Source organism: Streptomyces sp. NPDC020379 (genome assembly GCF_044387105.1).
Classification (GTDB): Bacteria; Actinomycetota; Actinomycetes; order Streptomycetales; family Streptomycetaceae; genus Streptomyces.
Genome location: NZ_JBIRVR010000024.1, coordinates 70,700 through 96,808, shown reverse-complemented (window position 1 = coordinate 96,808; position 26,109 = coordinate 70,700). Strand labels below are relative to the sequence as shown.

The window sequence follows — 26,109 nt, the reverse complement described above, 5'->3', positions numbered from 1 at the left end:
TTCACGTATCGGGGGCGGACGCGAATATGGTGTGGGGCTGTGATGACCAGCGCGACCTCTGGGGCGGCCCGTGCGTGAATACCTCCTGACGCTGTGCGTCACCGCGGCGGTCACCTATCTGCTGACGGGACCGGTGCGGAAGTTCGCGATCGCCGCCGGCGCGATGCCGGAGATCCGCGAGCGGGACGTGCACCGTGAGCCCACACCGCGGCTCGGCGGCATCGCCATGTTCGGCGGGCTCTGCGCGGGCCTCCTCGTCGCCGCCCATCTGTCGAACCTCGGGAAGGTCTTCGAGCTCGGCAACGAGCCCAGAGCCCTGCTCTCCGGCGCCGGGCTGATCTGGCTGCTCGGCGTGCTGGACGACAAGTGGGGCGTCGACGCCCTGGTGAAGCTCGGCGGCCAGATGATCGCCGCCGGCGTGATGGTGCTCCAGGGGCTGACGATCCTGTGGATCCCGATCCCCGGCGTGGGAACGGTCGCGCTCACCTCCATGCAGGGCACCCTCCTGACGGTCGCCCTCGTCGTGATCACCATCAACGCGGTGAACTTCGTCGACGGCCTGGACGGCCTCGCCTCGGGCATGGTCTGCATCGCCGCCGCGGCGTTCTTCCTCTACGCCTACCGCCTCTGGTTCGGGCACAACATCGAGGCCGCCGCGCCCGCGACGCTCTTCGCCGCGGTCCTGATGGGCATGTGCCTGGGCTTCCTGCCGCACAACATGCACCCCGCCCGCATCTTCATGGGCGACTCCGGCTCCATGCTCATCGGCCTCGTGCTGGCCGCGGGCGCGATCTCCATCACCGGCCAGGTCGACCCGGACCTGCTCTACCAGCAGGTCGGCGGCGAGCGGCAGGCCGTGCAGGCGATGGTGCCGGTCTACATCCCCTTGCTGCTCCCGCTGACGGTCATCGCCGTGCCGGTCGCCGACCTGCTGCTGGCGATCGTGCGGCGCACCTGGAACGGCCAGTCGCCCTTCGCCGCGGACCGCGGCCACCTCCACCACCGGCTGCTGGAGCTCGGGCACTCGCACAGCCGCGCCGTGCTGATCATGTACTTCTGGTCGGCGCTCATCGGCTTCGGAACGGTGGCCTACTCCGTGCACTCGGCGAGCGTCTGGATCGTCCTGCTGATCGTGGCGCTGAGCGCCGTCGGCCTGGTCCTGTTGCTGCTGCCGCGCTTCAGGCCGCGTGCCCCGCGCTGGGCGGAGGCATTCGTTCCGCCGCGCTACCGGCGCAAGGGAGCCCTGGCCGGCCCGGCCGTGGAGCCCGCGCACGCCGCGGCCTCCGAGGAGCGCGAGCCCGTGCCCGCCGGGATCCACGGGGCGACCGCCATCGGCGACCGGTCCCGTTTCCATCACGTCAGGAAGATCAGCAATCAGCGCTGAGAGCGCGCTTTAGCAGAGGAAATGCCGTCGCGTCAGCCCAATGACCAGCGGGTTGACACGTCCGTGTGACGTCCGGCACACGATGTAGGTAAAGACCTCATCAAATAGTTTGTGATACCGTTCACGAAACCCGGTGCTAGAGCCGAAGGACCGTAGTGCGGCGGTCCTTCGTCGAGAGTCATGTCTCACTCCCGGGGATACGCTCGTCCACGACGAATCGTTGCTTCCGACCTCTCGCCGGAGAAACCCTTCATGCAGTCCAACGACGCCCGAACACTCCTGCAGTGCGCCGTCCCGACCGCCGTCGCGGGCGTTGTCGCAGTCGTCGTCAGCGGTGTGCTGGCCGGTGGCAAAGGCGCGGTCGGCGCCGCCGTCGGCACGTTGGTCGCGGGCGGCGTGATGGCCCTGGGCCTCTACGTTCTCCAGCGCACGGCCAAGTCCTTCCCGCACCTGTTTCAGGCCATGGGACTGGTGCTCTACGTGACGCAGTTCCTGATCTCCGCCGTCGTGCTGGCGGTCTTCCGGGACACCACGCTCTTCAACACCCGGGCCTTCGCCTTCGCGCTCCTCGGCGCGGTCCTCGTGTGGACCGCCGCCCAGACCCGGGCCTATCTGAAGGCCAAGATCCTGTACGTCGATCCGGAATCCGCCGAGGCGAAGAAGTCCGCGCCCGCCGGGTCCCCGACGTGACCGGTAGGGCCGCGATAAAGGTGCCGGCGCTCACCTGCTATCGTCCGGTGCCATCTGAGGCACAGTGGGCGCAGGCAGCTGAACACCCGAGAATCCCGGGACGGAATCGGCAGTCCATGCAGCTGATGCCGAATACCCAGACCGGCCCCGCGCCGATCACCTGCCCCCCCATCCGCAAGACCAGTCCAGTGCCGTTCCGCGGCTGTGCGCCGCGCCGACACAACGAGGTTGCCGTACCTATGCGCCACGCTGAAGGAGCTCGCGGTGAGTGCTGACCAGATGCTCGCCTTCGAGACCGATTGCCACATCTTCGATGGGTGCGGCTTCCCAGCCCCAGGGCTCCACTCGTTCTTGTTTGAACCGCTCTTCACTGTCGGCGGCTACGACTTCAACAAGCCCATGCTGCTGGCCGTGCTCACCACGGTCATCGTCATCGGTTTCTTCTGGGCGGCGTTCGGCCGGGCCAAGGTGGTCCCCGGCAAGCTTCAGATGGTCGGTGAGGCGGGTTACGACTTCGTCCGCCGCGGCATCGTCTACGAGGCGCTCGGCAAGAAGGAGGGCGAGAAGTACGTCCCCCTCATGGTCTCGCTGTTCTTCTTCGTATGGATCATGAACCTGTGGTCGATCATTCCGGTCGCCCAGTTCCCCGTGACGTCGATCATCGCCTTCCCGGCGGCCCTCGCCCTGATCGTCTACGTCCTCTGGATGTACCTGACGTTCAAGAAGCACGGCTTCGTCGGCGGTCTGAAGAACATCACCGGCTACGACAAGTCGCTCGGCCCGGTGCTGCCGCTCGCCATGACCATCGAGTTCTTCTCGAACGTCCTGGTCCGGCCCTTCACGCACGCGGTGCGACTCTTCGCGAACATGTTCGCCGGTCACGTGCTGATCCTGATGTTCACCATCGCCAGCTGGTACCTGATGAACGGCATCGGCTTCGCCTACGCCGGCGTCTCGTTCGTGATGACCGTCGTCATGACCGCGTTCGAGCTCTTCATCCAGGCCGTCCAGGCGTACGTCTTCGTGCTGCTGGCCACCAACTACGTCCAGGGCGCGCTCGCCGAGCACCACTGAGCACCCCCGCTCCCCAGACCAACAATCGTCCGGTGGCCAACCCCCACCGGTCCGTGAAAGAGAAGGAAGAACGAGCATGTCTGCTGCTCTCCAGACCATCGCCGCTGGTGTCGAGATCAAGGGCAACCTGGGCTCGATCGGCTACGGCCTCGCCGCGATCGGCCCCGGCGTCGGCGTCGGCATCGTCTTCGGTAACGGCACCCAGGCGCTGGCCCGTCAGCCCGAGGCCGCCGGCCTGATCCGCGCCAACCAGATCCTCGGCTTCGCCTTCTGTGAGGCGCTCGCCCTGATCGGTCTGGTCATGCCGTTCGTCTACCCGTCTGCCTGATCCGCAGCCTGACGACCACTGTTTTCGACGGAAGGCATTGATGTGAACGCCCTGATGTTGGCGGTCGAGGGGGAGAAGGAGAACCCCCTCCTCCCGCCGATCCCAGAGCTCGTCATCGGTCTGATCGCCTTCGCCATCGTCTTCATCTTCCTGGCCAAGAAGCTCCTCCCGATCATCAACAAGACTCTGGAAGAGCGTCGGGCGGCCATCGAAGGCGGTATGGAGAAGGCCGAGGCCGCCCAGGCCGAGGCCCAGCAGGTGCTCGAGGACTACCGGGCGCAGCTTGCCGACGCCCGCCACGAGGCCGCTCGGATGCGCCAGGAGGCGCAGGAGCAGGGTGTCGCGGTGATCGCCGAGATGCGGTCCGAGGGACAGCGTCAGCGCGAGGAGATCATCGCTGCCGGGCACGCCCAGATCGAGGCGGACCGCAAGGCCGCCGCGGCGTCGCTCCGCCAGGACGTGGGCAAGCTCGCCACCGACCTGGCCGGCAAGATCGTCGCCGAGTCCCTCGCGGACGCCGGCCGGCAGAGCCGCACCATCGACCGCTTCCTCGACGACCTCGAGGCCAAGGCGGCCGACGTGACGAAGGTCGAGGCCACCCGATGAGCGGAGCGAGCCGGGAGGCCCTGGCCTCCGCGCGTGAGCGCCTCGACGCGCTGGCCGACAACACGGCCGTGGACGCGGCGAAGCTGGCCGAAGAGCTGGCCGCCGTGACCGGGCTGCTCGACCGCGAGGTGTCGCTGCGTCGGGTCCTGACCGACCCGGCGCAGTCCGGCGAGGCCAAGGCCGAGCTCGCGCGCCGCCTGATCGGCGGCCAGGTGGGCGGCGAGAGTGCCGACCTGGTGGCCGGCATGGTCCGCTCCCGCTGGTCGCGCTCGCGCGACCTGGTGGACGCGCTCGAGGAGCTGGCCGCGACGGCCGACCTCGTCGCCGCCGAGCGGGCCGGTGTCCTGGACGACGTCGAGGACGAGCTGTTCCGCTTCGGCCGGATCGTGGGCGCCAGCCCCGAGCTGCGCTCCGCGCTGACCGACAAGGTCGCCGGGCGCGCTGCCAAGACCGGTCTGGTGAGCGAGCTGCTGGGCGGCCGGGCCAACCCGGTCACCGAGCGCCTCGTGATCCGTCTGGTGGGACAGCCGCGTGGTCGTAGCCTGGAGGCAGGGCTTACCGCCCTGTCCAAGCTGGCCGCCGACCGCCGGGACCGGATGGTCGCGGTGGTCACGTCCGCGGTGCCGCTGAGCGCGGCGCAGAAGCAGCGCCTCGGTGACACGCTGGCGAAGCTGTACGGACGCCGGGTCCACCTCAACATGGACGTCGACCCCGAGATCCTCGGTGGCGTCCAGGTGCGGATCGGCGACGAGGTCATCAACGGCAGCATCGCCGACCGCCTCGCCGAGGCGGAGCGGCGGATGGCCGGCTGACCAGCCACCAACTCAAGAGCATGACTGACGGCCCGAGTTGGGCCGACGGTGTCCTCCGGGGGCCCGCAGCGCGACCGCTGCGGAAGCCGGCCCCCGGGGAAGAAATACTTCGGGCCCAACAAGGAGAGCAGGGAACCCAGATGGCGGAGCTCACGATCCGGCCGGAGGAGATCCGGGACGCGCTGGAGAACTTTGTCCAGGCGTACAAGCCGGACGCGGCCTCGCGCGAGGAGGTCGGTACGGTCAGCGTTGCCGGCGACGGCATCGCTAAGGTCGAGGGTCTTCCCTCGGCCATGGCGAACGAGCTGCTGCGGTTCGAGGACGGAACCCTCGGTCTCGCCCTCAACCTCGAGGAGCGCGAGATCGGTGCGGTCGTCCTCGGCGAGTTCAGCGGCATCGAGGAGGGCCAGCCGGTGCAGCGCACCGGTGAGGTGCTCTCCGTCGCGGTCGGCGAGGGCTACCTCGGCCGCGTCGTCGACCCGCTGGGCAACCCGATCGACGGCCTCGGCGAGATCGCGACCGAAGGTCGCCGCGCCCTGGAGCTGCAGGCCCCGGGCGTCATGGTCCGCAAGTCGGTCCACGAGCCGATGCAGACCGGCCTCAAGGCCGTCGACGCCATGGTGCCGATCGGCCGTGGCCAGCGACAGCTGATCATCGGCGACCGCCAGACCGGCAAGACCGCGCTGGCCGTCGACACGATCATCAACCAGCGCGACAACTGGCGCTCCGGCGACCCGAAGAAGCAGGTCCGCTGCATCTACGTCGCCGTCGGCCAGAAGGGCTCCACCATCGCGTCCGTGCGCGGCGCGCTGGAGGAGGCGGGCGCCCTGGAGTACACGACGATCGTCGCCGCTCCCGCGTCCGACCCGGCCGGCTTCAAGTACCTCGCCCCGTACACCGGCTCGGCCATCGGTCAGCACTGGATGTACCAGGGCAAGCACGTCCTGATCGTCTTCGACGACCTGTCGAAGCAGGCCGACGCCTACCGCGCCGTCTCCCTGCTGCTGCGCCGCCCGCCGGGCCGTGAGGCGTACCCGGGTGACGTCTTCTACCTGCACTCGCGTCTGCTGGAGCGCTGCGCCAAGCTCTCCGACGACATGGGCGCCGGCTCGATGACCGGTCTGCCGATCGTCGAGACCAAGGCCAACGACGTGTCGGCGTTCATCCCGACCAACGTCATCTCCATCACCGACGGCCAGTGCTTCCTGGAGTCCGACCTCTTCAACGCGGGCCAGCGCCCGGCGCTGAACGTCGGTATCTCGGTCTCCCGTGTCGGTGGTTCCGCCCAGCACAAGGCCATGAAGCAGGTCTCCGGCCGGCTTCGCGTGGACCTCGCCCAGTACCGCGAGCTGGAGGCGTTCGCCGCCTTCGGTTCCGACCTGGACGCGGCGTCCAAGGCGCAGCTGGAGCGCGGCAAGCGCATGGTCGAGCTGCTGAAGCAGGGCCAGTACGCCCCGTACGCGGTCGAGGACCAGGTCGTCTCCGTCTGGGCCGGCACCACCGGCAAGATGGACGATGTGCCGGTCGAGGACATCCAGCGCTTCGAGCGCGAGATGCTCGACTACCTGGGCCGCGAGCACAAGGGCCTGATGACCAGCATCGTCGAGGGCGGCAAGATGTCCGACGACACCCTCCAGGCGCTCGCCGAGGCCATCGCCACCTTCAAGAAGCAGTTCGAGACCTCGGACGGCAAGCTTCTCGGTGACGACGCCACGGCCGGCTCCGCGAAGTGACGACGACGGAAGGGACCTGATCCATGGGAGCCCAGCTCCGGGTCTACAAGCGTCGCATCCGCTCCGTCACCGCGACCAAGAAGATCACCAAGGCGATGGAGATGATCGCCGCCTCGCGCATCGTCAAGGCGCAGCGCCAGGTGGCGGCATCGACGCCGTACGCGAGTGAACTCACCCGCGCGGTGACGGCGGTTGCGACCGGTTCGAACACCAAGCACGCGCTGACCACCGAGGTCGAGCGCCCGGTCCGGGCCGCGGTCCTGCTCGTCACGAGCGACCGCGGTCTGGCCGGCGGCTACTCCTCCAACGCCATCAAGGCCGCGGACCGCCTCACCGAGCGCCTGCGCTCGGAGGGCAAGGACGTCGTCACGTACATCATCGGCCGCAAGGGCGTTGCGTACTACGGCTTCCGGGAGCGTCCGGTGGCCCAGTCGTGGACCGGCTTCACCGACAGCCCGACGTACGCCGACGCCAAGCGCGTGGCGGGTCCGCTGATCGAGGCCGTCCAGCTGGACACGGCCGAGGGCGGCGTCGACGAGCTGCACATCGTCTTCACCGAGTTCGTCTCGATGATGACGCAGTCGCCCGTCGAGAAGCGGCTGCTGCCGCTCACCCTCGACGCGGCGGAGGAGCCCGAGGAGGGCGCGAAGGGCAAGATCCTTCCGCTCTTCGACTTCGAGCCGTCGGCGGAGGACGTCCTCGACGCCCTGCTGCCCCGGTATGTCGAGAGCCGTATCTACAACGCGCTGCTGCAGTCGGCCGCTTCCGAGCACGCCGCCCGCCGCCGCGCGATGAAGTCGGCGACCGACAACGCCGGCGAACTCATCAAGACGCTGTCGCGCCTTGCCAATGCGGCCCGACAGGCCGAAATCACCCAGGAAATCAGCGAGATCGTCGGTGGCTCCAGTGCCCTGGCCGACGCTAACGCGGGGAGTGACTGACCACTATGACCACGACTGTTGAAACCGCCACGGCCACCGGCCGCGTCGCGCGGGTCATCGGCCCGGTCGTCGACGTGGAGTTCCCCGTCGACGCGATGCCGGAGATCTACAACGCGCTGCACGTCCAGGTCGCCGACCCGGCCGAGGACGGCAAGCTCAAGACGCTGACCCTCGAGGTCGCGCAGCACCTGGGCGAGGGCCTGGTCCGCGCCATCTCGATGCAGCCCACCGACGGCCTGGTCCGCCAGGCCGCCGTCACCGACACGGGCACGGGCATCACCGTCCCCGTCGGCGACGTCACCAAGGGTAAGGTGTTCAACACCCTCGGTGAGATCCTGAACAAGCCGGAGGCCGAGTCCGAGGTCACCGAGCGCTGGGCGATCCACCGCAAGGCGCCGAGCTTCGACCAGCTCGAGTCGAAGACCGAGATGTTCGAGACCGGCGTCAAGGTCATCGACCTGCTGACCCCGTACGTCAAGGGCGGCAAGATCGGTCTGTTCGGTGGTGCCGGTGTCGGCAAGACCGTGCTGATCCAGGAAATGATCTACCGCGTGGCCAACAACCACGACGGTGTGTCGGTGTTCGCCGGTGTCGGTGAGCGCACCCGTGAGGGCAACGACCTCATCGAGGAAATGACCGACTCGGGCGTCATCGACAAGACGGCGCTCGTCTTCGGTCAGATGGACGAGCCGCCGGGCACCCGTCTGCGCGTCGCCCTGGCCGGTCTGACCATGGCGGAGTACTTCCGCGATGTGCAGAAGCAGGACGTGCTCTTCTTCATCGACAACATCTTCCGTTACACCCAGGCCGGTTCCGAGGTGTCCACCCTGCTCGGCCGTATGCCGTCCGCGGTGGGTTACCAGCCGAACCTGGCGGACGAGATGGGTCTGCTGCAGGAGCGCATCACCTCGACCCGTGGTCACTCGATCACCTCGATGCAGGCGATCTACGTCCCCGCGGACGACCTGACCGACCCGGCGCCGGCGACCACCTTCGCCCACCTGGACGCGACGACCGTGCTGTCGCGTCCGATCTCGGAGAAGGGCATCTACCCGGCGGTCGACCCGCTGGACTCGACGTCCCGCATCCTGGACCCGCGCTACATCGCGCAGGACCACTACGACTGCGCCTCGCGCGTCAAGACGATCCTGCAGAAGTACAAGGACCTCCAGGACATCATCGCGATCCTCGGTATCGACGAGCTGGGCGAGGAGGACAAGCTCGTCGTCCACCGTGCCCGTCGCGTCGAGCGCTTCCTGTCGCAGAACACCCACGTGGCGAAGCAGTTCACCGGTGTCGACGGCTCGGACGTGCCGCTGGACGAGTCCATCGCCGCGTTCAACGCGATCTGCGACGGTGAGTACGACCACTTCCCCGAGCAGGCGTTCTTCATGTGCGGTGGCATCGAGGACCTGAAGGCCAACGCCAAGGAGCTGGGCGTCTCCTGAGCCCCGTGCTCACGGCCGGGGGTGGGGCGATCCCGCCCCCGGTCGTCACGTCCCCTATTCTTTGACCCAACACCTGCCGGATCCGGCAGGTGACAGACCCGAGGAGCCACGTTGGCTGCTGAGCTGCACGTCGAGCTGGTCGCGGCGGACCGAAGCGTCTGGTCCGGCGAGGCCACTCTGGTCATCGCGCGTACCACATCGGGTGACATCGGCGTCATGCCCGGCCACCAGCCGCTGCTCGGTGTGCTGGAGTCCGGCCCGGTGACCATCAAGACCGCCGAGGGCAATGTCATCGCCGCGGTGCACGGTGGGTTCATCTCCTTCGCGGACGACAAGCTCTCGCTCGTCGCCGAGATGGCGGAGCTCGCCGACGAGATCGATGTCCAGCGCGCCGAGCGCGCGCTGGAGCGTGCGAAGTCGGAGGCCGACGCGGCCGCCGAGCGTCGCGCGGACATCCGGCTGCGTGCGGTCACGGGCGTTCACTAGCCCGCGACCCACAGAGATCGTCCCTCAGCCGCGGACCGCACTGGATCACTCCAGGGCGGTCCGCGGCTGAGGCAATACAGGTGCGGTTGCTCTAGATGATGCGAGGAGGTCGGTGGAGATGGTCCTCGCTCTGCTCGTGAGCGGCATCGTCGTCTTGCTGGTGTTGATCGGGCTCTTTGTCTTCGGGCTGCGCAGGCGGCTCATCCAGCGGTCGGGCGGCACGTTCGACTGCAGCCTGCGGTGGGGCGTCCCGGAGGACGCCCCGCTGGACGGCAAGGGGTGGGTCTACGGCGTCGCCCGCTACAACAGTGACCGGATCGAGTGGTTCCGGGTCTTCTCCTACGCGGTGCGCCCGCGGCGCGTGCTGGAGCGCGCGTCGATCGAGGTGCTGGAGCGGCGCGCGCCCCTCGGGGACGAGGAGCTGGCGCTGCTCTCCGACGCCGTCGTGCTGATCTGCCTCCATCAGGGGACGCGGCTCGAACTGGCCATGAGCGAGGACGCGCTGACCGGATTCCTGGCCTGGCTGGAGGCGGCGCCTCCCGGGCAGAGAGTCAATGTGGCGTAGATCAGGGGTGCCTCTCTGAGCGGGGGCGCCGCCCTGGCGAAGCCCGGGCGAGCCTGGGGAGCGTCAGCGTGGCTCAGTGCCCGGCGCTTCGGGGCCGTCGGTCAGCCCAGGCCCGTGGAGACCGCTGACATCAGCGGACCCGTGTCGCCCGACATCTCCCAGATCATCACGCCGCCCAGGCCCTTGCCGCGCAGCCAGGCGGCCTTCTTGCCGATGGACCACGCGTCGTCGAAGGTCCACCACTGGCCGTTGTCACCGGTGTAGCCGTACGTGGCGACGGCCTGTTCGTCGTGGTAGACGGTCAGGTTGGGCACGGACGCGATCAGGTTGGCGTAGCCGCGTGTGCCCGACTCCTCGGGGAACTGCCCCGGCGCCGCCCCGTTCGCCTTCTGCCACGCGCCGTGCGCGCCGCCGTCGGCGACCTGCTGCCAGCCGCGCCCGTAGAACGCCAGGCCGAGCATCACCTTGCGGGGGTCGACGCCGGCGTCGAGATAGGTCTGCACGGTCTTGTCCACGCTGAACTTCGTGGCGTACGGGTCCTTGGGGTCGGTGTAGAGATTGCCCTGGTGCCCGGTGAGGTTCGGCTCCCAGCTGTTGTCGCTGCCGGAGCCGTGGAAGTCGTAGCCCTGGACGTTGGCGTAGTCCATGGAGTCGAAGACGCTGGGCGTGCCGTCCTTGGTGGTGATGTCCCAGCCGGCGTCGATCTTGGCCGGGTCCGCCGGGGTGAAGGCGGTGACGAGGTACTTCTTCCCGGTGGTCTGGGACAGCGCGTCGAGCTGCTTGCGGAACTCCGCGAAGAGCAGGGTGTTGTTCGCCTTGTCGTCCTTCGAGACGTGGTTGCCCGGGTGGCCGTCGGAGCCGGGCCACTCCCAGTCGATGTCGAAGCCGTCGAAGATCCCGGCCGCCGAGCCGTCGCCGCCGCGTCCGTTGCTGACCGGCAGGTTGCCCTTGATGTACATGTCGATGCAGGACTTCACGAACTTCTGCCGGGAGGCGTCGGTCTTCGCCACGTCGGAGAAGAACTTGCTGTAGGTCCAGCCGCCCACCGACATGATGATCTTGAGGTCGGGGTGCTTGGCCTTGAGCTTCTTCAGCTGGTTGAAGTTGCCCGCCAGCGGCTGGTCCCAGGTGTCCCCGACGCCGTCGACGGACTCACCGGCCGCGAACCCCTTCTCGTAGTCGGCCCAGGAGTCGCCCGCGCCGTCGCCCTGGTTGGGGTCCTCGGGGTTGGGCAAGGTGGCCTTGGTGACGCCATTGAGACAGGTGAGGTTGTTCGGGTCGATGTTGGAGAAGGCGTAGTTGAGGTGCGTGAGCTGCGCGGCGGCGCCGGAGTCCTCCAGCGATTTCACGGTGTACGCGCGCCCGTAGATGCCCCACTGCACGAAATAGCCGACCTTGGCGTAGGTGCCGGCCGGCGGCTTCGTGCCGCCGCCCGTGGTGCGCACGGTCAGCGGCGGGCTCGCCTTGCCGGTCTGGTCGGCGGTGTCGCGGGCGACGACGGTGTAGGTGTAGTCGGTGCCCGGCGTCAGGCCCGTGTCGGTGTACGCGAGCTTGGCGACGGTGGCGACCTTGGCCGTGCCGCGGTAGACGTCGTAGTTCTTGATGCCCTTGTCGTCCGTGGCCGCAGGCCACTTCAGGGAGACGGAGGTGTCCGTGACGGCCGTCGCCTGCGGAGTGCCGGGCGCGGACGGCGGGTTGTCGCCGGGGGGCGTGCCGCCGTCGCAGCTGCCACCGTCGATCTTGCAGGCGTTCGGGGCGCCGTCGCCGCTGGCCACGAAGCCGAAGGTGACGGCGGCGCCGGGGGCGATGGCGCCGTTGTAGTCCCGGTTCCTGGCCGTGACGTGGTTGCCCGAGCTGGTGATCAGGGCGTCCCAGAAGGAGCCGACCGTGGTGGTCGCGGGGAAGTCCCACTCCACGGTCCAGCCGTTGACGGCGGTGGTGCCGGTGTTCTTGACCGTCCACTCGCCCTGGAAGCCCGTGCCCCAGTCCGATGTCTTGACGAAGGCGGCGGTGAGCGAGGCCGCCTTCGGGGTGGGGGCCGCGTGCGAGGGGGCGGTGGCCAGGCCGACGAGCGCGGCGGCCGGGAGGAGCAGCGCGGAGAAGACCGCGACGGCTCGGGAGAGGGGGTGTCTGCTGGGGTGTAAGGATCCTGTGCTCAAGGGAGCTCCTCGAGTGGTGCCTTAGTGGTGCCTTGTGGTGGGGGTGTTGTGGTGAGGGTGTGGGGGGTGGCGATGCGCGGGAGCCGTGGTGCGACCGGTGAGCGTGCGCTATCCGGACATGTTCCGCGCGGTTGTGGTGGGGAGAGTAAAAAGGTCCGTACCAATGGTCAAGAGGTCTGGACCAGGCCCAACTCCCGTGCCAGGACCGCCGCCTGCACCCGGCTGCGCAGCTCCAGCTTGCCCAGCAGGCGGCTGACATGCGTCTTCACCGTCGCCTCCGCCATCGTCAGCCGCACCGCGATGTCCGCGTTGGACAGCCCCTCGCCCAGACACGCGAGCACCTCCCGCTCCCGCCGGGTGAGCGGCTCCAGGATCCGCGGGTCCGGCGCCCCCGGCCGTGCGGCGGCGGGCCGCGCGAACTCCGCGATCAGCCGCCGCGTCACCGCCGGGGAGATCAGGCCCTCGCCCCGCGCCACCGTCCGCACCGCCGTGACCAGCTCGGCGGCCTCGCTGTCCTTGAGCAGAAACCCGGCGGCCCCGGCGCGCAGCGCCCCGAAGACGTACTCGTCCAGGTCGAAGGTGGTCAGCACCAGTACGTCCGCGAGCCGCTCCCCGGTGATGACGCGGGTGGCCGACACCCCGTCCAGGCGCGGCATCTGCACGTCCATCAGCACCAGGTCCGGCTCCAGCTCCCGGGCCAGGCGCACGGCCTCCTCGCCGTCGGCCGCCTCCCCGACCACCTCGACGCCGGGCGCCGAGCGCAGGATGAGCACGAGCCCGGAGCGCACGGCGGCCTGGTCCTCGGCGACGACCACGCGGATGGTCCCGGGCCCGCCGTCGGTGGGTGTCGTCACGGTGCTGCCGTCCCTTCCTCCGGTACGGGCAGCACGGCCCGTACGCGCCACTGCCGGCCCGCCGGTCCTTCGGCCGGGCCCGCCTCGAACTCCCCGTCCACCAGGGCGACGCGCTCGCCCATGCCCACGAGCCCGGTGCCCGAGCCCGGCGCGCGCGGGCCGGATGCCGCGTCGAACGCGCTGGTCACCTCGACCACCAACGAACCGGCACCGCCCGCCAGGCGCACCGCGACCTCGCCGGGTCCGGCGTGCTTCACGGCGTTGGTCAGCGACTCCTGGACGATGCGGTACGCCGCGAGCTCGACCGGCGCGGGCAGCGGCCGGGGGCCCCGCTCGTCGTGGAGGACGAAGACGAAGCCGTCGTCCCGCGCCGCACCGCGGGCCCGGTCGAGCAGCGCCTCGACGCCGTCCAGCCGGGGCACGGCCGCTGGCTCGTCCGCCGTGCCCGCGTCGCGCAGGATGCCGATGAGACGGCGCATTTCCGCGAGCCCCCGCACGCTGTTCTCCCGGATGACGGCGAGCGCCTCGTCGGACGCCTTCGGGTCGCCGATCGACAGCGCGGCCGTGGAGTGGATCGCGATGGCGGACAGGTGCCCGGCCACCACGTCGTGCAGCTCGCGCGCCATCCGGGCGCGCTCCGCGCCGACCGCCTCCCGGCGGTCCAACTCGGCCAGCAGCGCGGTCCGCTCGGCCTCCAGCCGGGCGGACCGGGCGGCGTCCCGGTGCACCCGGACCCCCACCCCCGTCCACGCGGGGACGATGGTGATCACGCCGAGCCCGATGCCGGCCAGCAGCGCGGAGGGCGCGCGGACGATCGCGGCGGCCAGCAGCGTCCCCACGACGGTGAGCACCTCGGTGGCGCGCGGGATGAAGCGGTACGCGGCCGGAGGCCCGTAGAGCACCGCCGCGTAGACGAGGTCGGTGAACATCGCGACGTTCGCCATGATGCTGCCCGAGAGCACGTCGAGCGTGAGCGCGCCGGCCCCGACGGCGAGGCCCGTCAGCGGGGCCCTGCGGCGCAGCAGTTCGGCACCGGCCATGACCGCCAGCGCCAGCAGCGCGAGCCGCCCCGGCACCGCCGCCACCGGCGTGCTGCTCAGCCCCAGCGCGTACAGCGCCACGCCGCCGAGCAGGCCGGTGGCGGCGATGAGCACCTCTTCGCGGGGGGAACGGGACATGGATCCATCACAGCACGTCGGAAGGGGTGCGGGCGCCCCCTGCCGGGGCGGTGCGGGCCGGCGGCGCTACATCGAAGGATGCAGTGGAGGATCGTCGCCGCCGACGAGGAAAGGGCCGCGCGCGGGGGCGACGCTGGTGGGGAGGGAAGGGAGAACCCCCGTGATCGTGTCGTTGATCATCGTGTGCGAGGCCGGCTTCTGGGTGCTGCTGGCCGGCGGGCTGAGCCTGCGCTATCTGGCCCGGATGCCGCGCGCGGGCCTCGCGGTGCTGCTGCTGGAGCCCGTACTGGAGCTGGTCCTGCTGGTCACGACCGCGGTCGACCTGAAGAACGGCGCCCAGGCCGACTGGAAGCACGGCTTGGCCGCGGTCTACATCGGCTTCTCGGTGGGCCTCGGCCACTCCACGCTCACCTGGGCCGACCAGCGCTTCGCCCACCGCTTCGCGGGCGGCCCGCCCCCGGTCAAGCCCCCGGAGTACGGCACGGCGCGCACGGTGCACGAGTGGCGGACGGCAGGCCGCTGGTGCCTGGCGGCGGCAGTCGCCGCGGGCCTGCTCCAGGCCGCCGTGTGGTACGTCGGCGACTCCGGCGACATCAGCTCGCTGCGGGCGTGGCAGACGAAGATGCTGCTGGTCATCGGCATCAATGTGGTGATCGCGCTCAGCTATACGATCTGGCCCCAGCGGCGGCCGGAGCCCGGGGCGGCCGAGGAGCCGGCCCGGGATCACGAGAGGCTCTGACCCGCCCTCACCGGGCGGGTGGCTCAGCGCTTTCGTCCGCCCGGGGCAGCGGGTTCAGCGGTTCTCGCCCGGCACCCAGAGGATGTCCCCGACCTCCTTGTTCGCCGTCCGCGCCAGGATGAAGAGCAGGTCGGAGAGGCGGTTGAGGTAGGTCGCCGCCAGCGGGTTCATGATGTCGGCGTGCAGCTCCATCGCCGCCCAGGTGGAGCGTTCCGCGCGGCGCGCCACCGTGCACGCCTGGTGCAGCAGGGCCGCGCCCGGGGTCCCGCCGGGGAGGATGAAGCTGCGGAGCTTCTCCAGGCCCTCCAGGAAGTGGTCGCAGTCCGCCTCCAGCTTGTCGATGTACGACTGCTCGACGCGCAGCGGGGGGTACTTGGGGTTCTCCGCGACCGGGGTCGCGAGGTCCGCGCCCACGTCGAAGAGGTCGTTCTGGATGCGGACGAGCACCTTGACGACCTCCTCCGGCAGCTGCCCGAGCGCGATCGCGACGCCGATGGCGGCGTTGGCCTCGTTGGCATCGGCGTAGGCGGCGATGCGGGTGTCGGTCTTCACGGTGCGGCTCATGTCACCGAGGGCGGTGGTGCCGCTGTCGCCGGTGCGGGTGTAGATGCGCGTCAGATTGACCATGGGAAGAGCGTAGGCCGTGCCGCGGCCGCGCCGCGGGTTACCGGCCGCCGGGCGCACCGGATTCCCGGACCGCCCACGCGACCTGGGACTGTGAACGCTGATGCTGGAGATACTCAACTGGTGCGTGGGGCGCGGCTGGTAGCCGTCTCGGTGTGATGTCCGTCATGTGGGACGTGACGCGCATCTCTAACCTCCCAAAGCCGCCCCCATGGGCGCTAATGTCCGCCCGAGAGAGTGCGTACGGAACAGAACAGCGTTGTGCACAGGGAGTAAGGGGACAGCCGTGGCCAAGAAGCTCGCCGTCATCGGTGCCGGACTGATGGGGTCGGGGATCGCGCAGGTCTCCGCCCAGGCCGGCTGGGACGTCGTGCTGCGGGACGTCACCGACGCGGCGCTGCGGCGGGGCACGGACGGCATCAAGTCCTCGTACGAGAAGTTCGTCTCCAAGGGCAAGCTGGAGGCGGACGCCGCCGAGCGGGCGCTGGCCCGGATCACCACCACCACCGACCTCGACGGTGCCGCGGACGCCGACATCGTCGTCGAGGCGGTCTTCGAGGACGTGGACACCAAGCGGGACATCTTCCGCACCCTGGACGGGCTGGTGAAGGACGGGACGGTCCTCGCCTCCAACACCTCCGCCATCCCGATCACCAAGATCGCGGCCGCCACCCGGCGGCCCGAGCGGGTCGTCGGCACGCACTTCTTCTCGCCGGTGCCGATGATGCAGCTCTGCGAGCTGGTCCGCGGCCACAAGACCAGCGACAAAACCCTCGCCACCGCACGGGAGTTCGCGGAGGGCGTCGGCAAGACGTGCATCGTCGTCAACCGTGACGTCGCGGGCTTCGTCACCACCCGCCTCATCTCGGCGCTCGTGGTCGAGGCGGCGAAGCTCTACGAATCGGGCGTGGCCACCGCCGAGGACATCGACATCGCCTGCAAGCTGGGCTTCGGTCACGCGATGGGCCCGCTGGCCACCGCCGACCTCACGGGCGTGGACATCCTCACGCACGCCACCGGGAACATCTACGCCGAGTGCCAGGACGAGAAGTTCGCGCCGCCGGAGATCATGCGCCGCATGGTCGACGCGGGCGACCTCGGCCGCAAGAGCGGCCAGGGCTTTTACCAGCACTGACGCCACCGCCGCTATCTGCCTCACCCGCCAGGGTGAATTAGGTATCGGTTGGCCAACAAGCGGCAACCTTGTCGTGTGAGAGGCAGTCAGTTCTTTAGGACCTCATTCACATCACGCACCACTCCCGGGAGCGCATATGCACATCAGGGGCGACCACGCCGAACTGGTCGTCGGGGGGCGCCTCGACGTCCGTAGCGCGGCGGACGCCCGTACGGTCCTGCACTCCGCGCTCGACGCGGGCCGCGGTGACCTCGTGCTCGACCTCACCGAGCTGGACTCCTGGGACGCGACGGGGCTGGGCGTCATCATGGGCGCCCACCGCCGCGCCGGCCGCACCGGCCGGCGGCTGGTCCTGCGCGGGGTGCCCGACCGGATGCAGCGGCTGCTGGTCGCCACCCGCCTGCACCGCATCCTCGCCATCGAGGGCGGCATCGAGGCGGAGTCCCTGCCCGGAGTGTGACCGGCGCGTGCGGCGCCGGAGGTGCGCCGGGAAGCGCCTTGCGCGGAATTGCGGGTGATCACGGGGAAGGCCCCGGCCCGGGGCCGTTGGGGCGTCCGTGCCCCGCTCCGGCTTTCGCCCGCTTCGTCCCTTCACCCTCATGGGACCGTGACGTCCCCCGGGCGGCGGGACGCCCCTCGATTCATGGATACTGTCCGGAGGTCTGAGGTTCGGTTTTTCCCGCCGCATAAGGCCGTACAACCATGCCCACACGGCGGGCACCGGACGCTGAGCGCCGGCCGGACGGCGTCCGGCCGGGGGCGAGGGAGTGCGGACAGGCCGGGAGGGCACGACGGCACGCCACGCTTTTGGGGGCTTTCACCATGGACCCGACGAACCGATCCGAGGAATTCGGCGACGGCGCCCGCGAGCCCGCCACCGACGGCGGCCCGGCGCGGGAGACGCAGGGTCAGGAGAGCGGCGGGCAGGGGCCCGCGCCCGTCCGCGTCGTCCGGCTCGTCGCCGGCGACTACGTCCTCACCGTCAATCCGCTCGACGGCAGCGAGGTCGAGCCCTGCCTGCCCGGACAGCGGCCCGCCCACCCCGGCAAGCACGGCCCCGCCGAGCGCGCCGAGCGGCTCCGCGCCACCCAGCCGCCGCCGCCCGCCCGCCCCGCCGGCCCCGAACTCCCCCTGCTGGAACGGCAGGAGGAGCGCGAGAGACTCGTCCGCCTGCTGTCGCGCGGCCGCTCCGTACGCCTCACCGGCCCCTCCGGCTCCGGCCGCAGCGCCCTGCTCGACGCCGTGGCCGCCGACTGCGCGGACCTCGCGCCCGACGGTGTCGTGCGCCTGAGCGGCCGCCACCGCACCACCACCGACCTGCTGCACGAGCTCTTCGCCGCCGTCCACGACGCGCCGCTCTACCGGCCGGACCGGGCCGAACTCCTGGCGCTGGTCCACGAGATCGGCGCGGTCGTCGTCCTGGACGACCTCGAATTCGGCGGCAGCGCGCTCGACGAGCTCCTCGACGCCACCCCCGAGTGCGCGTTCCTGCTCGCCGCCACGCCCGACATCGCCGCGCCCTCCGCCGACTCGCACCTCGAAGAGGTCTTCCTCGGCGGGCTCGACCGCACCGGCTGCCTGGAGCTGCTGGAGCACGCCGTCGGCCGCCCGCTCACCGACGAGGAGGCCGACTGGGCGGCGGACCTGTGGTTCGCCTCCGAGGGGCTGCCGCTGCGCTTCGTCCAGGCCGGGGCGCTGCTGCGGCAGCGCGACAACCCGCCGGGCGCGGAGGCCGTCGTGGCCGACGAGTTCGGCGTCGTCGCCGAGCGGCCGTATGTCACCGCCGAGACCGCCGAACCCGAGCTCGCCGCCGCGGGACCCGACGTGCCGCTGCCCGCCCTCGCCTCGGCCACGGCCCCCGCGCCCCGGCTCGCCTCCCGGCTCGGCGAGGCCGCCCGCGACACCCTGCGCATCGCCGTCGCCCTCGGCGGCGAGGTCCCGCACCAGGCGCACCTGCCGGCCCTCGTGGGCGACACCCACGCGGACGCCGCCCTCGGCGAACTCCTCGCCGCCGGGCTGATCACCGCCGCCGGCGCGCACTACCGGCTGGCCGCGGGCGTCGCCGACCAGCTGCTCGCCGAGGGGTACGGACGGGACGCGGCCGACCTCGCGCACGCCGCGGCCCAGCACTACGCCTGGTGGACCGGGCACCCCTCCGTCACCCCCGAGCGCGCCGCCCTGGAGGCCGACGCGATCCTCGCCGCGCTCGCGGCCACGGCCGGCGACGGCGAGGACGGGCGCGCGCGGGCGGCGGTGCGGCTGGCCCGTACGGCGGCGCCCGCGTTCGCGGCGGCCCTGCACTGGAGCGCCTGGGAGCGCTGCCTGCGGCACGGCCAGGCCGCGGCCCGGCGCAGCGGTGAGGTCGGCGAAGAGGCGTACTTCCACCACGAGTTGGGCGTGCTCGCCCTGTGCACCGGCAACATCGACCGGGCCCGCGCCGAGCTGGAGGCTTCGGTCGGGATGCGCGGGGTGCTCGCGGACAAACGCGGTGCCATAGCGGGCCGTCGCGCCCTCGCCCTCGTCGCCGACCTCTCCGGCCGGACGGCGAACGGGCCCGCGGCGCCACGGACCGGACCGGGCGCGGCCCCGGCGGCACCGCCGCTGTCGGCGCCCTCGTCCATGCCTTCGGCCACGCCGGCCCCCGCCTTCCCGCCGCCGCCCGCCGCGCCGGCGGCCGCGAGGACGACCGCCGGTGAGGAGATCCCGGACGCGCGCCGTGAGGAGTCGGCGACACCGCCCGTCGCGGTGCCGTCGCCCTTCGCCACGCCCGTCGACCAGGACCGCGTCGCGACCGAGTCCTTCCGCCGGCTCGGTCCGGCCGCGGCGGCGAGGAAGCAGCCGCCGTCGCAGCCGTGGGCGAGGAAGCTGATGGTGAGCGGCACCCGGCGCAACCTCGCCGCCGCGGGTGCCGGAGCGCTGCTCGCCGCGGTGCTCGGCACCGTCGTGACGCTCGGCGCGACGTCCGGCAGCCACGACGGGGACGCCTCCGACGGCAAGGTGACCCCCGGCCGCTCCGCGTCGCAGCAGGACGGAGACAACGGCCTCACCGCGGACCACCCGGGTCCGGGCGAGGCGGGGCACGCGCAGGTGCCGGGCAAGCCGGGGGCGCCCGGCCGGTCGCCTTCCCCGGGGGCGTCGGGCGCGGCGTCCCCCGGCGCCTCGGGCAGCGCGTCGCCGAGCGCGGGGGCGAGCGATGGCGGCAAGCCGTCCAGGGGGCCTTCGCAGCCCTCCACCGCGCCGGAGTCGCCTTCCAAGTCGCCGTCGAAGGAACCGAGCTCCGCGCCCGTGACGCCGTCCAAGGATCCGACGAAGGATCCGACGAAGCAGCCGCCCACTTCGCCGGGGACGCCGTCGCAGCCGCCGGCGGGCGGGGGCGGTTCGAGCTCGGTGGCCGGTGGCCCGGCGACGACGGGCTCATCGGGCAGCCGGCCGTCGGACGGCGGCGCGGGCAACCCGACGGCTTGACCGGGGCCGGGCGCTGTCGCGTGTGGCCGGAGTGACGCCTACCGGGGTGCCTCTAGAGCACGGCGTGGCGGGTGCGGCCGGTGGGGGTTCGGCGCGCGGTTCCCCGCGCCCCTGAGGGGGCGCGGGGCCGTCGCCGGGATCAGCGGTCGTGGGCCGGGGGCGACGCGGGCCGGAACTGGATCCGCTTACGCGGCCCCCGTCAGCGGGGCCCGGGCGGGGCCGGGGCGCGGCCTCGGCGGGGTCTGGGGCGGAGCCCCGGTGGGGGTTCGGGGGCGCGGCCCCCAGAAGCCGGGGTCCGGGGGCGCGGCCCCCGGAAACACTCCCCGCCCAGCTTCCCCACCACGGGTCAGAACAGGCGAAGCTTGTCGTCCTCGATGCCGCGCATCGCGTCGTAGTCGAGGACGAGGCAGCCGATGCCGCGGTCCGTCGCGAGGACGCGGGCCTGCGGCTTGATCTCCTGGGCCGCGAAGACGCCGCGGACAGGGGCGAGGTGCGGGTCGCGGTTGAGCAGCTCCAGATAGCGCGTGAGCTGCTCGACGCCGTCGATGTCACCGCGCCGCTTCAGCTCCACGGCCACCGTCGCGCCGTCCGCGTCACGGCAGAGGATGTCCACGGGGCCGATCGCCGTGGGGTACTCCCGGCGGATCAGGGTGTAGCCCTCGCCGAGCGTCTCGATCCGGTCGGCGAGCAGCTCCTGGAGGTGCGCTTCCACACCGTCCTTGATCAGACCCGGGTCGACACCGAGTTCGTGGGAGGAGTCGTGCAGCACTTCCTCCATAGTGATGATCAGCTTCTCGCCCGCCTTGTTGACCACCGTCCACACCGAGCCGTCGCCCTCCTTGAGGGTGCACGGCGGGGACATCCAGTTGAGGGGTTTGTAGGCCCTGTCGTCCGCGTGGATGGAGACACTGCCGTCCGCCTTGACGAGGATCAGTCGCGGGGCGGAGGGGAGGTGGGCGGTGAGCCGGCCCGCGTAGTCCACGGAGCAACGGGCGATGACGAGACGCATGGTCAGTCACGCTACTCGACTCCCGCCCCTCGACGCGATTCGCCCTTGATGGACCCCTTCGGTGGACTGCCGAACGCCCTGGGCCGTGGCCGGTTGTTGCTGCGTTCTCCTGGTGCCCCCGCAGTGGCCGAATTACCGTTGAAGCGGGCGGTCGTCGTACGGGCACAGGGCGTCGTCGTCCGCTCGCCCATCCCTGAGACCCCGCTCGCGGGGTCGCGAGAGGAGAACTCATGTCGCTCGACGTCTCACCGGCCCTCCTTGAACAGGCCGAGCGAGGCGAGGTCGACGAAGCGGATTTCGTCGACTGCGTCCGGACCTCCCTGCCGTACGCGTGGGAGATGATCAGCTCCCTGGTGGCCCGGCTCAAGATCGACGGTGGCGAGTTCGCCGACAACCAGACGCCTCCGCCGGATGAGCAGGCTCGTGGCCAGCTGCTGCGAGCCCTGGCGAGTGACGCGATCCGTGGTGCGCTGGAGCGGCACTTCGGTGTCCGCCTGGCGTTCCAGAACTGCCACCGGGTGGCGGTCTTCCCGCTCGACCCGGCGGCCGACGACCGTCTCGCACGCTTCACCTCGATCCGTGGCCAGTTACTCAATCAGTCCCCGCTCCTGCGGGACTGCTGAGGCACGGCGCTGCCGCCTCGCGATGTGCGGGCGGCAGCGCTGGGGGATGGTGGGTGCCCGTTCTTCCGCCTGCGGGCTGTTTGTGCTTTCGGTGGGGTGGCCTTAATCGCGGGCCGGGCTTCGGTTGGGTGCGGGTGCGTTCGCTGGGTGCGGGTTGTGTGTGGTTGGGGTTCGGGTGGCCTCAAGCGCCGGCCGGGCTGGTTTGTGGTGGGTGCCGGGGGTGGGTCTTCCGGGCTGGGGACCTGGAACGCGGTGCGGGTCCCCTGATGCCTATTGCGTGCCGTGACGACGCACCGCGTTCCAGAACCCCACCCTCCAGCCCCACCCCCTCCCGCCGGAGGGCGACATCAGGCTGTGGGCGTGCGCCCCTTCTCTTCAGCTCGTCCGGGGTGCTCGTTCCGGGTGCGCCTGCTCTTTCCCTTCAGCCCGTCCGGCGTTTGAGGACGCTCCCCCAGACTTCGTCCGGGGGACCCCCAAGGGCGCTCCCGCCGCAGGCGGCGACGGCGGAGCACCCAGCCACGAGCGGCACGCGAAGCGCGGCGGGCGCGTCACACCAGAAGCGGCAGCACCTCGGACCCGAGTCGGCGGAGGTTGTCCTCCGTCGCGGCGAGGTCGCCGGAGCCCTCGGTGAGGAGGGCGAAGCGGGTGATGCCCGTGCGTTCGGACGTCGCCGCGAGACGGTCCGCGCACAGCCGCGGCGGACCCACCGGATGGAGTTCGCAGAGCTGCTGGGTGTAGGCGAGCGGGTCGCGCATCCGCCGCGGCCGGCCGTCGACCGTCTCATAGGCGGCGAGCCCGTGGTGGAACCACCCCGGCATGGCCTTGAGGAGGGTCTCCGCGGCCTCCCGCCGCCGGTCCCCGACCTGTGCGACACCGGCCGACACATGACCGGCCGCCGCGACCTCCTCGGGTGAACGACCCGCCTCCAGTGCGCACTTGCGCCAGAGGGCGACCATCTCCGCTTTTTCTTCATCGGAGTTGTGCATCCCGAGCAGCATCGGCAGACCGCGCGCGGCGGCCAGCCGTACGCTCGCGGGCGAGGTGCAGGCGAGCAGCACCGGCGGGCCGGAACGATCCTCCAGATCGTCCGGGCGCGGCACGACGGGCACTTCGCGGAAGTGGAAGCGGGGCCCGGCCGCGCTCACGCGGGGCGTGCGTAGCCAGCGCAGCAGCAGGTCGAGCGACTCGGGGAAGCCCTCCTGGTACGCCTCCAGGCCCGTGCCGAAGACCTCCAGGTCCACCCAGGGGCCGCCGCGGCCGACGCCCAGGGTGAAGCGGCCCTCGGAGGCGAGGTGCAGCAGCGCCGCCTGCTCGCCCAGTGCCACGGGGTGCACCGTGGGCAGCACGCTCACCGCCGTGCCCACTTCGATCCGCCGGGTGCGCCCGAGCACCAGCCCGGCCAGCGTCGCCGCCGACGGGCAGACGCCGTACGGAATGAAGTGGTGTTCCGCGAGCCAGACCGCGTCGAGTCCGGCCTCCTCGGCGACCACCGCCGACCGGACGGCCCGGTGCAGTGCCTCCCCATGCCCCTGGCCGGGGAACTGCGCGGCCAGGACGAATGCTCCAACGCGCATCGCTCTCAATCTCCTTGCTGGCGACCGACGCGGCATCCCCCACCGGAATCAACGGCTGACACGTGCCATGGGCACGGCCTCGCGTTAAGTTTTAACGATGATCGGAGAATGCTCGGGTGGTCCTTGGGGGATGCCCGCCCGGGACGGTCACCGTGACGCGTAACCTGGTTACGGCCCGTAGCCCCCCAGACCTCCGAGGTGCCCCGTGTCCCCGCGCCGAAACCGCCCGCGAGGCGGCGCAGAACATCAAGCCGACGCCCCGCGCGAGTTCGTCGGCGACCGCTACGGCCTGGAGCGCTGCGAGAGCTGGCAGGGCGAGGACTGGGCCGTCCGTACGGTCGGCGGTGGCGCGGCCGCCAAGCACTACCGCTGCCCCGGCTGCGACCAGGAGATCCCGCCCGGCGTCCCGCACCTCGTGGCGTGGCCGCTGTACGGCGGCGGCGTGGAGGACCGGCGGCACTGGCACAAGGCGTGCTGGAACGCGAAGGACCGCCGGAGCGCGCGGCTCCAGCGGTCCCGTAACGCGCCTCGCTACTGAGGCGTCGCGCCCGCGCTACGCGTCGCGCTTCATGAGCGCCGCGTACGCGCCGCCCAGGGCGACCGCCACCACGCCCGCCATGATCCAGACCGGGTCCCAGCCCGTGGGGCCCGAGTCGGGCCCGGAGCCCGAGGCGAAGAGCACGAAGAGCTCGTAGGGGATCGAGTACTGCAGGAGGATCTTCCGCAGCTCGGACAGCGCGCTCGCGTACATGAACGTCGTCATGACCAGCGGCAGCAGCATCAGGCCGAGCATCGTCGTGATCGCGCCCGCGGAGTGCCGCACAAGTGTCCCGACGGCCAGCGCCAGCAGCCCGATCAGCGCGACGAAGAGGCTGACGCCGACCGTGGCGCGCAGCCACATCTCGCCCGTCGTGCGGCTCGTCCACTGCCCCTGGAGCAGCGATTCCGCCACCATGCCGACCAGCGTCGTGGACACCAGGGTGATCGTGAAGACCAGCAGGAAGAAGACGATCGCCTTCGCCGTCAGCACGCGGGCGCGGTCGGGGCAGGCGGTCAGGGTGGTGCGGATCATGCCCGTGCCGTACTCGGAGCTGATCGTCAGCACGCCGAGCGTGATCACGCAGATGATGCCGAGCAGCACGCCGAAGACGCCGAAGCTCAGGGCCGACATGTTCTTCTCGCCGCTGTCGGAGTCGATGCCGCTGGCGGCCATCGCGATCGCGCAGCCGATGCCGAAGACGAGCACGACCATGACGCCCAGCGTCCACATCGTGGAGCGCAGGGAGCGGATCTTGGTCCACTCGGAGGCGATCGCGTCGGCGAGGTTCGCCTTGCGCACCGGGATCGGGGAGACGTACCCGCCGCCCCACTGAGGGGCCTCCGGCGCGAAGGCCGGTGCCTGCGGCGCGGGCGGCTGCGGGTGCTGGGGGGCGGTCATCGGGCGTCCTCGCTGTCACGCTTGGTCAGGTCGGCGGGGGCGGTGGCGGGCGCGTCGGCCGGGGCGGCCGGCGCGGGGGGCTCAGCGGGCGGGGCGGGTGCGGCCGGTGCCTGCGGGGCGGCGGCGTACGGATTCGGCTGCTCGCCCGTCAGCACGGGATAGGGGTTGGCCGGCGCGGGCTGACCCCAGCCGCCCTGCGCGGGCTGCCCCCAGCCCGGCTGACCCTGCGCTACGCCGTAGCCGTACTGCTGGGCGTACGGGTCGGCCCGCATCAGACCGGCGCGCTGGTCGGCGGTCGAGCGGTAGTCGACGGCGCCCTGGGTCATCCGCATGTACGCCTCCTCCAGGGACGCCTGGTGCGGGGAGAGCTCCCACAGGCGGACGTCGGCGTCGTGCGCGAGGTCGCTGATCCGGGGGAGCGGCACGCCCGTGACGCGCAGCGCGCCGTCCGGCTCGGCCAGCACCTGGCCGCCCGCCTCGACCAGCGCGGCCGTCAGCTTCTCGCGGCCCTCCGGCTCGGTGTCCGGGGACCGCACGCGGGCGAAGCCGGCGGAGTTCGCGGCGATGAAGTCCCGCACGCTCATGTCGGCGAGCAGCTGGCCGCGGCCGATGACGATGAGGTGCTCGGCGGTGAGGGCCATCTCGCTCATCAGGTGCGAGGAGACGAAGACGGTCCGGCCCTCCGCCGCGAGCTGCTTCATCAGATTGCGGACCCAGAGGATGCCCTCGGGGTCGAGGCCGTTGACCGGCTCGTCGAAGAGCAGCACCTGCGGATCGCCCAGCAGCGCGGCCGCGATGCCCAGGCGCTGGCCCATGCCCAGCGAGAAGCCCTTGGAGCGGCGGCGGGCCACGTCCTGGAGGCCGACGACGGCGAGCACCTCGTCCACCCGGCGCGCGGGCAGGCCCGCGAGCTGGGCGAGGGAGAGCAGGTGCAGCCGGGCGCTGCGCCCGCCGTGCACCGCCTTCGCGTCGAGGAGGGCGCCGACCTGGCGGGGTGCGTTGGGGAGCTTGGCGAAGGGGTAGCCGCCGATGGTCACGCTGCCGGACGTGGGCACGTCCAGACCGAGGATCATGCGCATCGTGGTCGACTTGCCGGATCCGTTGGGGCCCAGGAAGCCGGTGACCGTCCCGGGCCGCACTTGGAACGACAGATTGTGCACGGCCGTCTTGGCGCCGTAGCGCTTTGTGAGGCCGACTGCCTCGATCATGCTCCGCCCCTCGCGAGCTCTTCGGGGCATAAGCCC

Annotated in this window: 25 protein-coding genes; 17 read left to right on the top strand and 8 right to left on the bottom strand. The window is 71.2% G+C overall.

Translation table 11 applies throughout. The features are described 5' to 3' along the window. Positions 1–70 precede the first annotated feature (70 nt). The 11 genes from ACH427_RS26830 to ACH427_RS26780 all read left to right on the top strand — a co-directional run bounded on the left by ACH427_RS26830 (position 71) and on the right by ACH427_RS26780 (position 10,067). Positions 71–1,384: an MraY family glycosyltransferase gene (locus tag ACH427_RS26830; RefSeq protein WP_398873366.1), complete on the top strand. Its 1,314-nt coding sequence runs from the start codon at positions 71–73 to the stop codon at positions 1,382–1,384. A 252-nt stretch (positions 1,385–1,636) separates the two neighbouring features. Beyond that, positions 1,637–2,074: a hypothetical protein gene (locus ACH427_RS26825; RefSeq protein ID WP_398873364.1), complete on the top strand. Its 438-nt coding sequence runs from the start codon at positions 1,637–1,639 to the stop codon at positions 2,072–2,074. Between the two features lie 264 nt (positions 2,075–2,338). Continuing rightward, the gene (atpB, locus tag ACH427_RS26820; RefSeq protein WP_301892291.1) at positions 2,339–3,148 is read left to right on the top strand and encodes a F0F1 ATP synthase subunit A; all 810 of its coding nucleotides are present in this window, start codon (positions 2,339–2,341) and stop codon (positions 3,146–3,148) included. A gap of 76 nt (positions 3,149–3,224) precedes the next feature. Then, positions 3,225–3,476 carry an ATP synthase F0 subunit C gene (gene atpE, locus ACH427_RS26815; protein WP_087926250.1) on the top strand — a complete coding sequence of 84 codons (252 nt, stop codon included), beginning with the start codon at positions 3,225–3,227 and terminating at the stop codon, positions 3,474–3,476. 54 nt (positions 3,477–3,530) lie between these two features. Continuing rightward, on the top strand, positions 3,531–4,082 hold the full coding sequence (locus tag ACH427_RS26810; protein ID WP_398873400.1) for a F0F1 ATP synthase subunit B: 552 nt from the start codon (positions 3,531–3,533) through the stop codon (positions 4,080–4,082). Then, positions 4,079–4,894: a F0F1 ATP synthase subunit delta gene (locus tag ACH427_RS26805; RefSeq protein ID WP_398873361.1), complete on the top strand. Its 816-nt coding sequence runs from the start codon at positions 4,079–4,081 to the stop codon at positions 4,892–4,894. Before ACH427_RS26810 ends, ACH427_RS26805 begins: the two co-directional genes overlap by 4 nt. A gap of 140 nt (positions 4,895–5,034) precedes the next feature. After that, positions 5,035–6,627, top strand: a complete 1,593-nt coding sequence (gene atpA / locus ACH427_RS26800; RefSeq protein ID WP_398873359.1) for a F0F1 ATP synthase subunit alpha — start codon at positions 5,035–5,037, stop codon at positions 6,625–6,627. Between the two features lie 23 nt (positions 6,628–6,650). Next, the gene (locus ACH427_RS26795; protein ID WP_361527240.1) at positions 6,651–7,568 is read left to right on the top strand and encodes a F0F1 ATP synthase subunit gamma; all 918 of its coding nucleotides are present in this window, start codon (positions 6,651–6,653) and stop codon (positions 7,566–7,568) included. 5 nt (positions 7,569–7,573) lie between these two features. Next, on the top strand, positions 7,574–9,016 hold the full coding sequence (gene atpD, locus ACH427_RS26790) for a F0F1 ATP synthase subunit beta (protein ID WP_361527242.1): 1,443 nt from the start codon (positions 7,574–7,576) through the stop codon (positions 9,014–9,016). 111 nt (positions 9,017–9,127) lie between these two features. Continuing rightward, positions 9,128–9,502 (top strand): F0F1 ATP synthase subunit epsilon, encoded by a 375-nt coding sequence (locus ACH427_RS26785; RefSeq protein ID WP_398873357.1) that lies wholly within the window; start codon positions 9,128–9,130, stop codon positions 9,500–9,502. A gap of 118 nt (positions 9,503–9,620) precedes the next feature. Beyond that, complete coding sequence (locus tag ACH427_RS26780) at positions 9,621–10,067, top strand: DUF2550 domain-containing protein (RefSeq protein WP_398873355.1); 447 nt, start codon at positions 9,621–9,623, stop codon at positions 10,065–10,067. Between the two features lie 101 nt (positions 10,068–10,168). Here the strand turns inward: ACH427_RS26780 and ACH427_RS26775 are convergent, their stop codons facing one another. From ACH427_RS26775 to ACH427_RS26765, 3 genes are all read right to left on the bottom strand, one after another. After that, complete coding sequence (locus ACH427_RS26775; RefSeq protein WP_398873353.1) at positions 10,169–12,226, bottom strand: glycosyl hydrolase family 18 protein; 2,058 nt, start codon at positions 12,224–12,226, stop codon at positions 10,169–10,171. Between the two features lie 167 nt (positions 12,227–12,393). After that, positions 12,394–13,080 carry a response regulator gene (locus tag ACH427_RS26770; RefSeq protein WP_398873351.1) on the bottom strand — a complete coding sequence of 229 codons (687 nt, stop codon included), beginning with the start codon at positions 13,078–13,080 and terminating at the stop codon, positions 12,394–12,396. Beyond that, positions 13,077–14,258, bottom strand: a complete 1,182-nt coding sequence (locus ACH427_RS26765) for a sensor histidine kinase (protein ID WP_398873349.1) — start codon at positions 14,256–14,258, stop codon at positions 13,077–13,079. Before ACH427_RS26765 ends, ACH427_RS26770 begins: the two co-directional genes overlap by 4 nt. 160 nt (positions 14,259–14,418) lie before the next feature. Between ACH427_RS26765 and ACH427_RS26760 the strand changes: the two genes are divergently transcribed. Further along, on the top strand, positions 14,419–14,997 hold the full coding sequence (locus ACH427_RS26760; protein ID WP_398873347.1) for a hypothetical protein: 579 nt from the start codon (positions 14,419–14,421) through the stop codon (positions 14,995–14,997). A gap of 54 nt (positions 14,998–15,051) precedes the next feature. On the opposite strand, the gene ACH427_RS26755 is transcribed toward ACH427_RS26760, so the two are convergent. After that, positions 15,052–15,624, bottom strand: coding sequence for a cob(I)yrinic acid a,c-diamide adenosyltransferase (locus ACH427_RS26755; RefSeq protein WP_398873345.1), 573 nt, complete (start codon positions 15,622–15,624; stop codon positions 15,052–15,054). A 283-nt stretch (positions 15,625–15,907) separates the two neighbouring features. Between ACH427_RS26755 and ACH427_RS26750 the strand changes: the two genes are divergently transcribed. From ACH427_RS26750 to ACH427_RS26740, 3 genes are all read left to right on the top strand, one after another. Further along, positions 15,908–16,756, top strand: coding sequence for a 3-hydroxyacyl-CoA dehydrogenase family protein (locus tag ACH427_RS26750; protein WP_398873343.1), 849 nt, complete (start codon positions 15,908–15,910; stop codon positions 16,754–16,756). Positions 16,757–16,892: 136 nt separating this feature from the next. Further along, the gene (locus ACH427_RS26745; RefSeq protein WP_361527260.1) at positions 16,893–17,216 is read left to right on the top strand and encodes an STAS domain-containing protein; all 324 of its coding nucleotides are present in this window, start codon (positions 16,893–16,895) and stop codon (positions 17,214–17,216) included. Between the two features lie 362 nt (positions 17,217–17,578). After that, positions 17,579–20,221: an ATP-binding protein gene (locus ACH427_RS26740; RefSeq protein WP_398873341.1), complete on the top strand. Its 2,643-nt coding sequence runs from the start codon at positions 17,579–17,581 to the stop codon at positions 20,219–20,221. A gap of 346 nt (positions 20,222–20,567) precedes the next feature. Here ACH427_RS26740 and nucS read toward each other — a convergent pair whose 3' ends face one another. After that, a complete protein-coding gene (nucS, locus tag ACH427_RS26735) occupies positions 20,568–21,230 on the bottom strand; it encodes an endonuclease NucS (RefSeq protein WP_116213924.1) in 663 nt (220 codons plus the stop codon). A gap of 230 nt (positions 21,231–21,460) precedes the next feature. On the opposite strand from nucS, the gene ACH427_RS26730 reads away from it, so the two are divergent. After that, entirely contained in the window at positions 21,461–21,853 is a 393-nt protein-coding gene (locus tag ACH427_RS26730; protein ID WP_361531685.1) for an SCO5389 family protein, read from the top strand. Between the two features lie 548 nt (positions 21,854–22,401). Here the strand turns inward: ACH427_RS26730 and ACH427_RS26725 are convergent. Continuing rightward, positions 22,402–23,427, bottom strand: coding sequence for an LLM class flavin-dependent oxidoreductase (locus ACH427_RS26725; protein WP_398873338.1), 1,026 nt, complete (start codon positions 23,425–23,427; stop codon positions 22,402–22,404). A gap of 205 nt (positions 23,428–23,632) precedes the next feature. Between ACH427_RS26725 and ACH427_RS26720 the strand changes: the two genes are divergently transcribed. Beyond that, positions 23,633–23,965, top strand: a complete 333-nt coding sequence (locus ACH427_RS26720) for an ATP/GTP-binding protein (protein ID WP_398873336.1) — start codon at positions 23,633–23,635, stop codon at positions 23,963–23,965. Between the two features lie 15 nt (positions 23,966–23,980). On the opposite strand, the gene ACH427_RS26715 is transcribed toward ACH427_RS26720, so the two are convergent. Together ACH427_RS26715 and ACH427_RS26710 are read right to left on the bottom strand one after the other, a co-directional pair. Beyond that, complete coding sequence (locus ACH427_RS26715; RefSeq protein ID WP_398873334.1) at positions 23,981–24,865, bottom strand: ABC transporter permease subunit; 885 nt, start codon at positions 24,863–24,865, stop codon at positions 23,981–23,983. Next, positions 24,862–26,073, bottom strand: a complete 1,212-nt coding sequence (locus ACH427_RS26710; RefSeq protein ID WP_398873332.1) for an ABC transporter ATP-binding protein — start codon at positions 26,071–26,073, stop codon at positions 24,862–24,864. Before ACH427_RS26710 ends, ACH427_RS26715 begins: the two co-directional genes overlap by 4 nt. Positions 26,074–26,109: the final 36 nt, after the last annotated feature.

Coding starts and splice junctions, on each gene's coding strand:
- ACH427_RS26805 (WP_398873361.1), top strand. CDS start 4,079: ATGAGCGGAGCGAGCCGGGAGGCCCTGGCCTCCGCGCGTGAGCGCCTC.
- ACH427_RS26730 (WP_361531685.1), top strand. CDS start 21,461: ATGTCGCTCGACGTCTCACCGGCCCTCCTTGAACAGGCCGAGCGAGGC.
- atpD (WP_361527242.1), top strand. CDS start 7,574: ATGACCACGACTGTTGAAACCGCCACGGCCACCGGCCGCGTCGCGCGG.
- ACH427_RS26745 (WP_361527260.1), top strand. CDS start 16,893: ATGCACATCAGGGGCGACCACGCCGAACTGGTCGTCGGGGGGCGCCTC.
- ACH427_RS26755 (WP_398873345.1), bottom strand. CDS start 15,624: ATGGTCAATCTGACGCGCATCTACACCCGCACCGGCGACAGCGGCACC.
- ACH427_RS26710 (WP_398873332.1), bottom strand. CDS start 26,073: ATGATCGAGGCAGTCGGCCTCACAAAGCGCTACGGCGCCAAGACGGCC.
- ACH427_RS26825 (WP_398873364.1), top strand. CDS start 1,637: ATGCAGTCCAACGACGCCCGAACACTCCTGCAGTGCGCCGTCCCGACC.
- atpA (WP_398873359.1), top strand. CDS start 5,035: ATGGCGGAGCTCACGATCCGGCCGGAGGAGATCCGGGACGCGCTGGAG.
- ACH427_RS26765 (WP_398873349.1), bottom strand. CDS start 14,258: ATGTCCCGTTCCCCCCGCGAAGAGGTGCTCATCGCCGCCACCGGCCTG.
- ACH427_RS26810 (WP_398873400.1), top strand. CDS start 3,531: ATGTTGGCGGTCGAGGGGGAGAAGGAGAACCCCCTCCTCCCGCCGATC.
- ACH427_RS26795 (WP_361527240.1), top strand. CDS start 6,651: ATGGGAGCCCAGCTCCGGGTCTACAAGCGTCGCATCCGCTCCGTCACC.
- ACH427_RS26740 (WP_398873341.1), top strand. CDS start 17,579: ATGGACCCGACGAACCGATCCGAGGAATTCGGCGACGGCGCCCGCGAG.
- nucS (WP_116213924.1), bottom strand. CDS start 21,230: ATGCGTCTCGTCATCGCCCGTTGCTCCGTGGACTACGCGGGCCGGCTC.
- ACH427_RS26715 (WP_398873334.1), bottom strand. CDS start 24,865: ATGACCGCCCCCCAGCACCCGCAGCCGCCCGCGCCGCAGGCACCGGCC.
- ACH427_RS26725 (WP_398873338.1), bottom strand. CDS start 23,427: ATGCGCGTTGGAGCATTCGTCCTGGCCGCGCAGTTCCCCGGCCAGGGG.
- ACH427_RS26780 (WP_398873355.1), top strand. CDS start 9,621: ATGGTCCTCGCTCTGCTCGTGAGCGGCATCGTCGTCTTGCTGGTGTTG.
- atpE (WP_087926250.1), top strand. CDS start 3,225: ATGTCTGCTGCTCTCCAGACCATCGCCGCTGGTGTCGAGATCAAGGGC.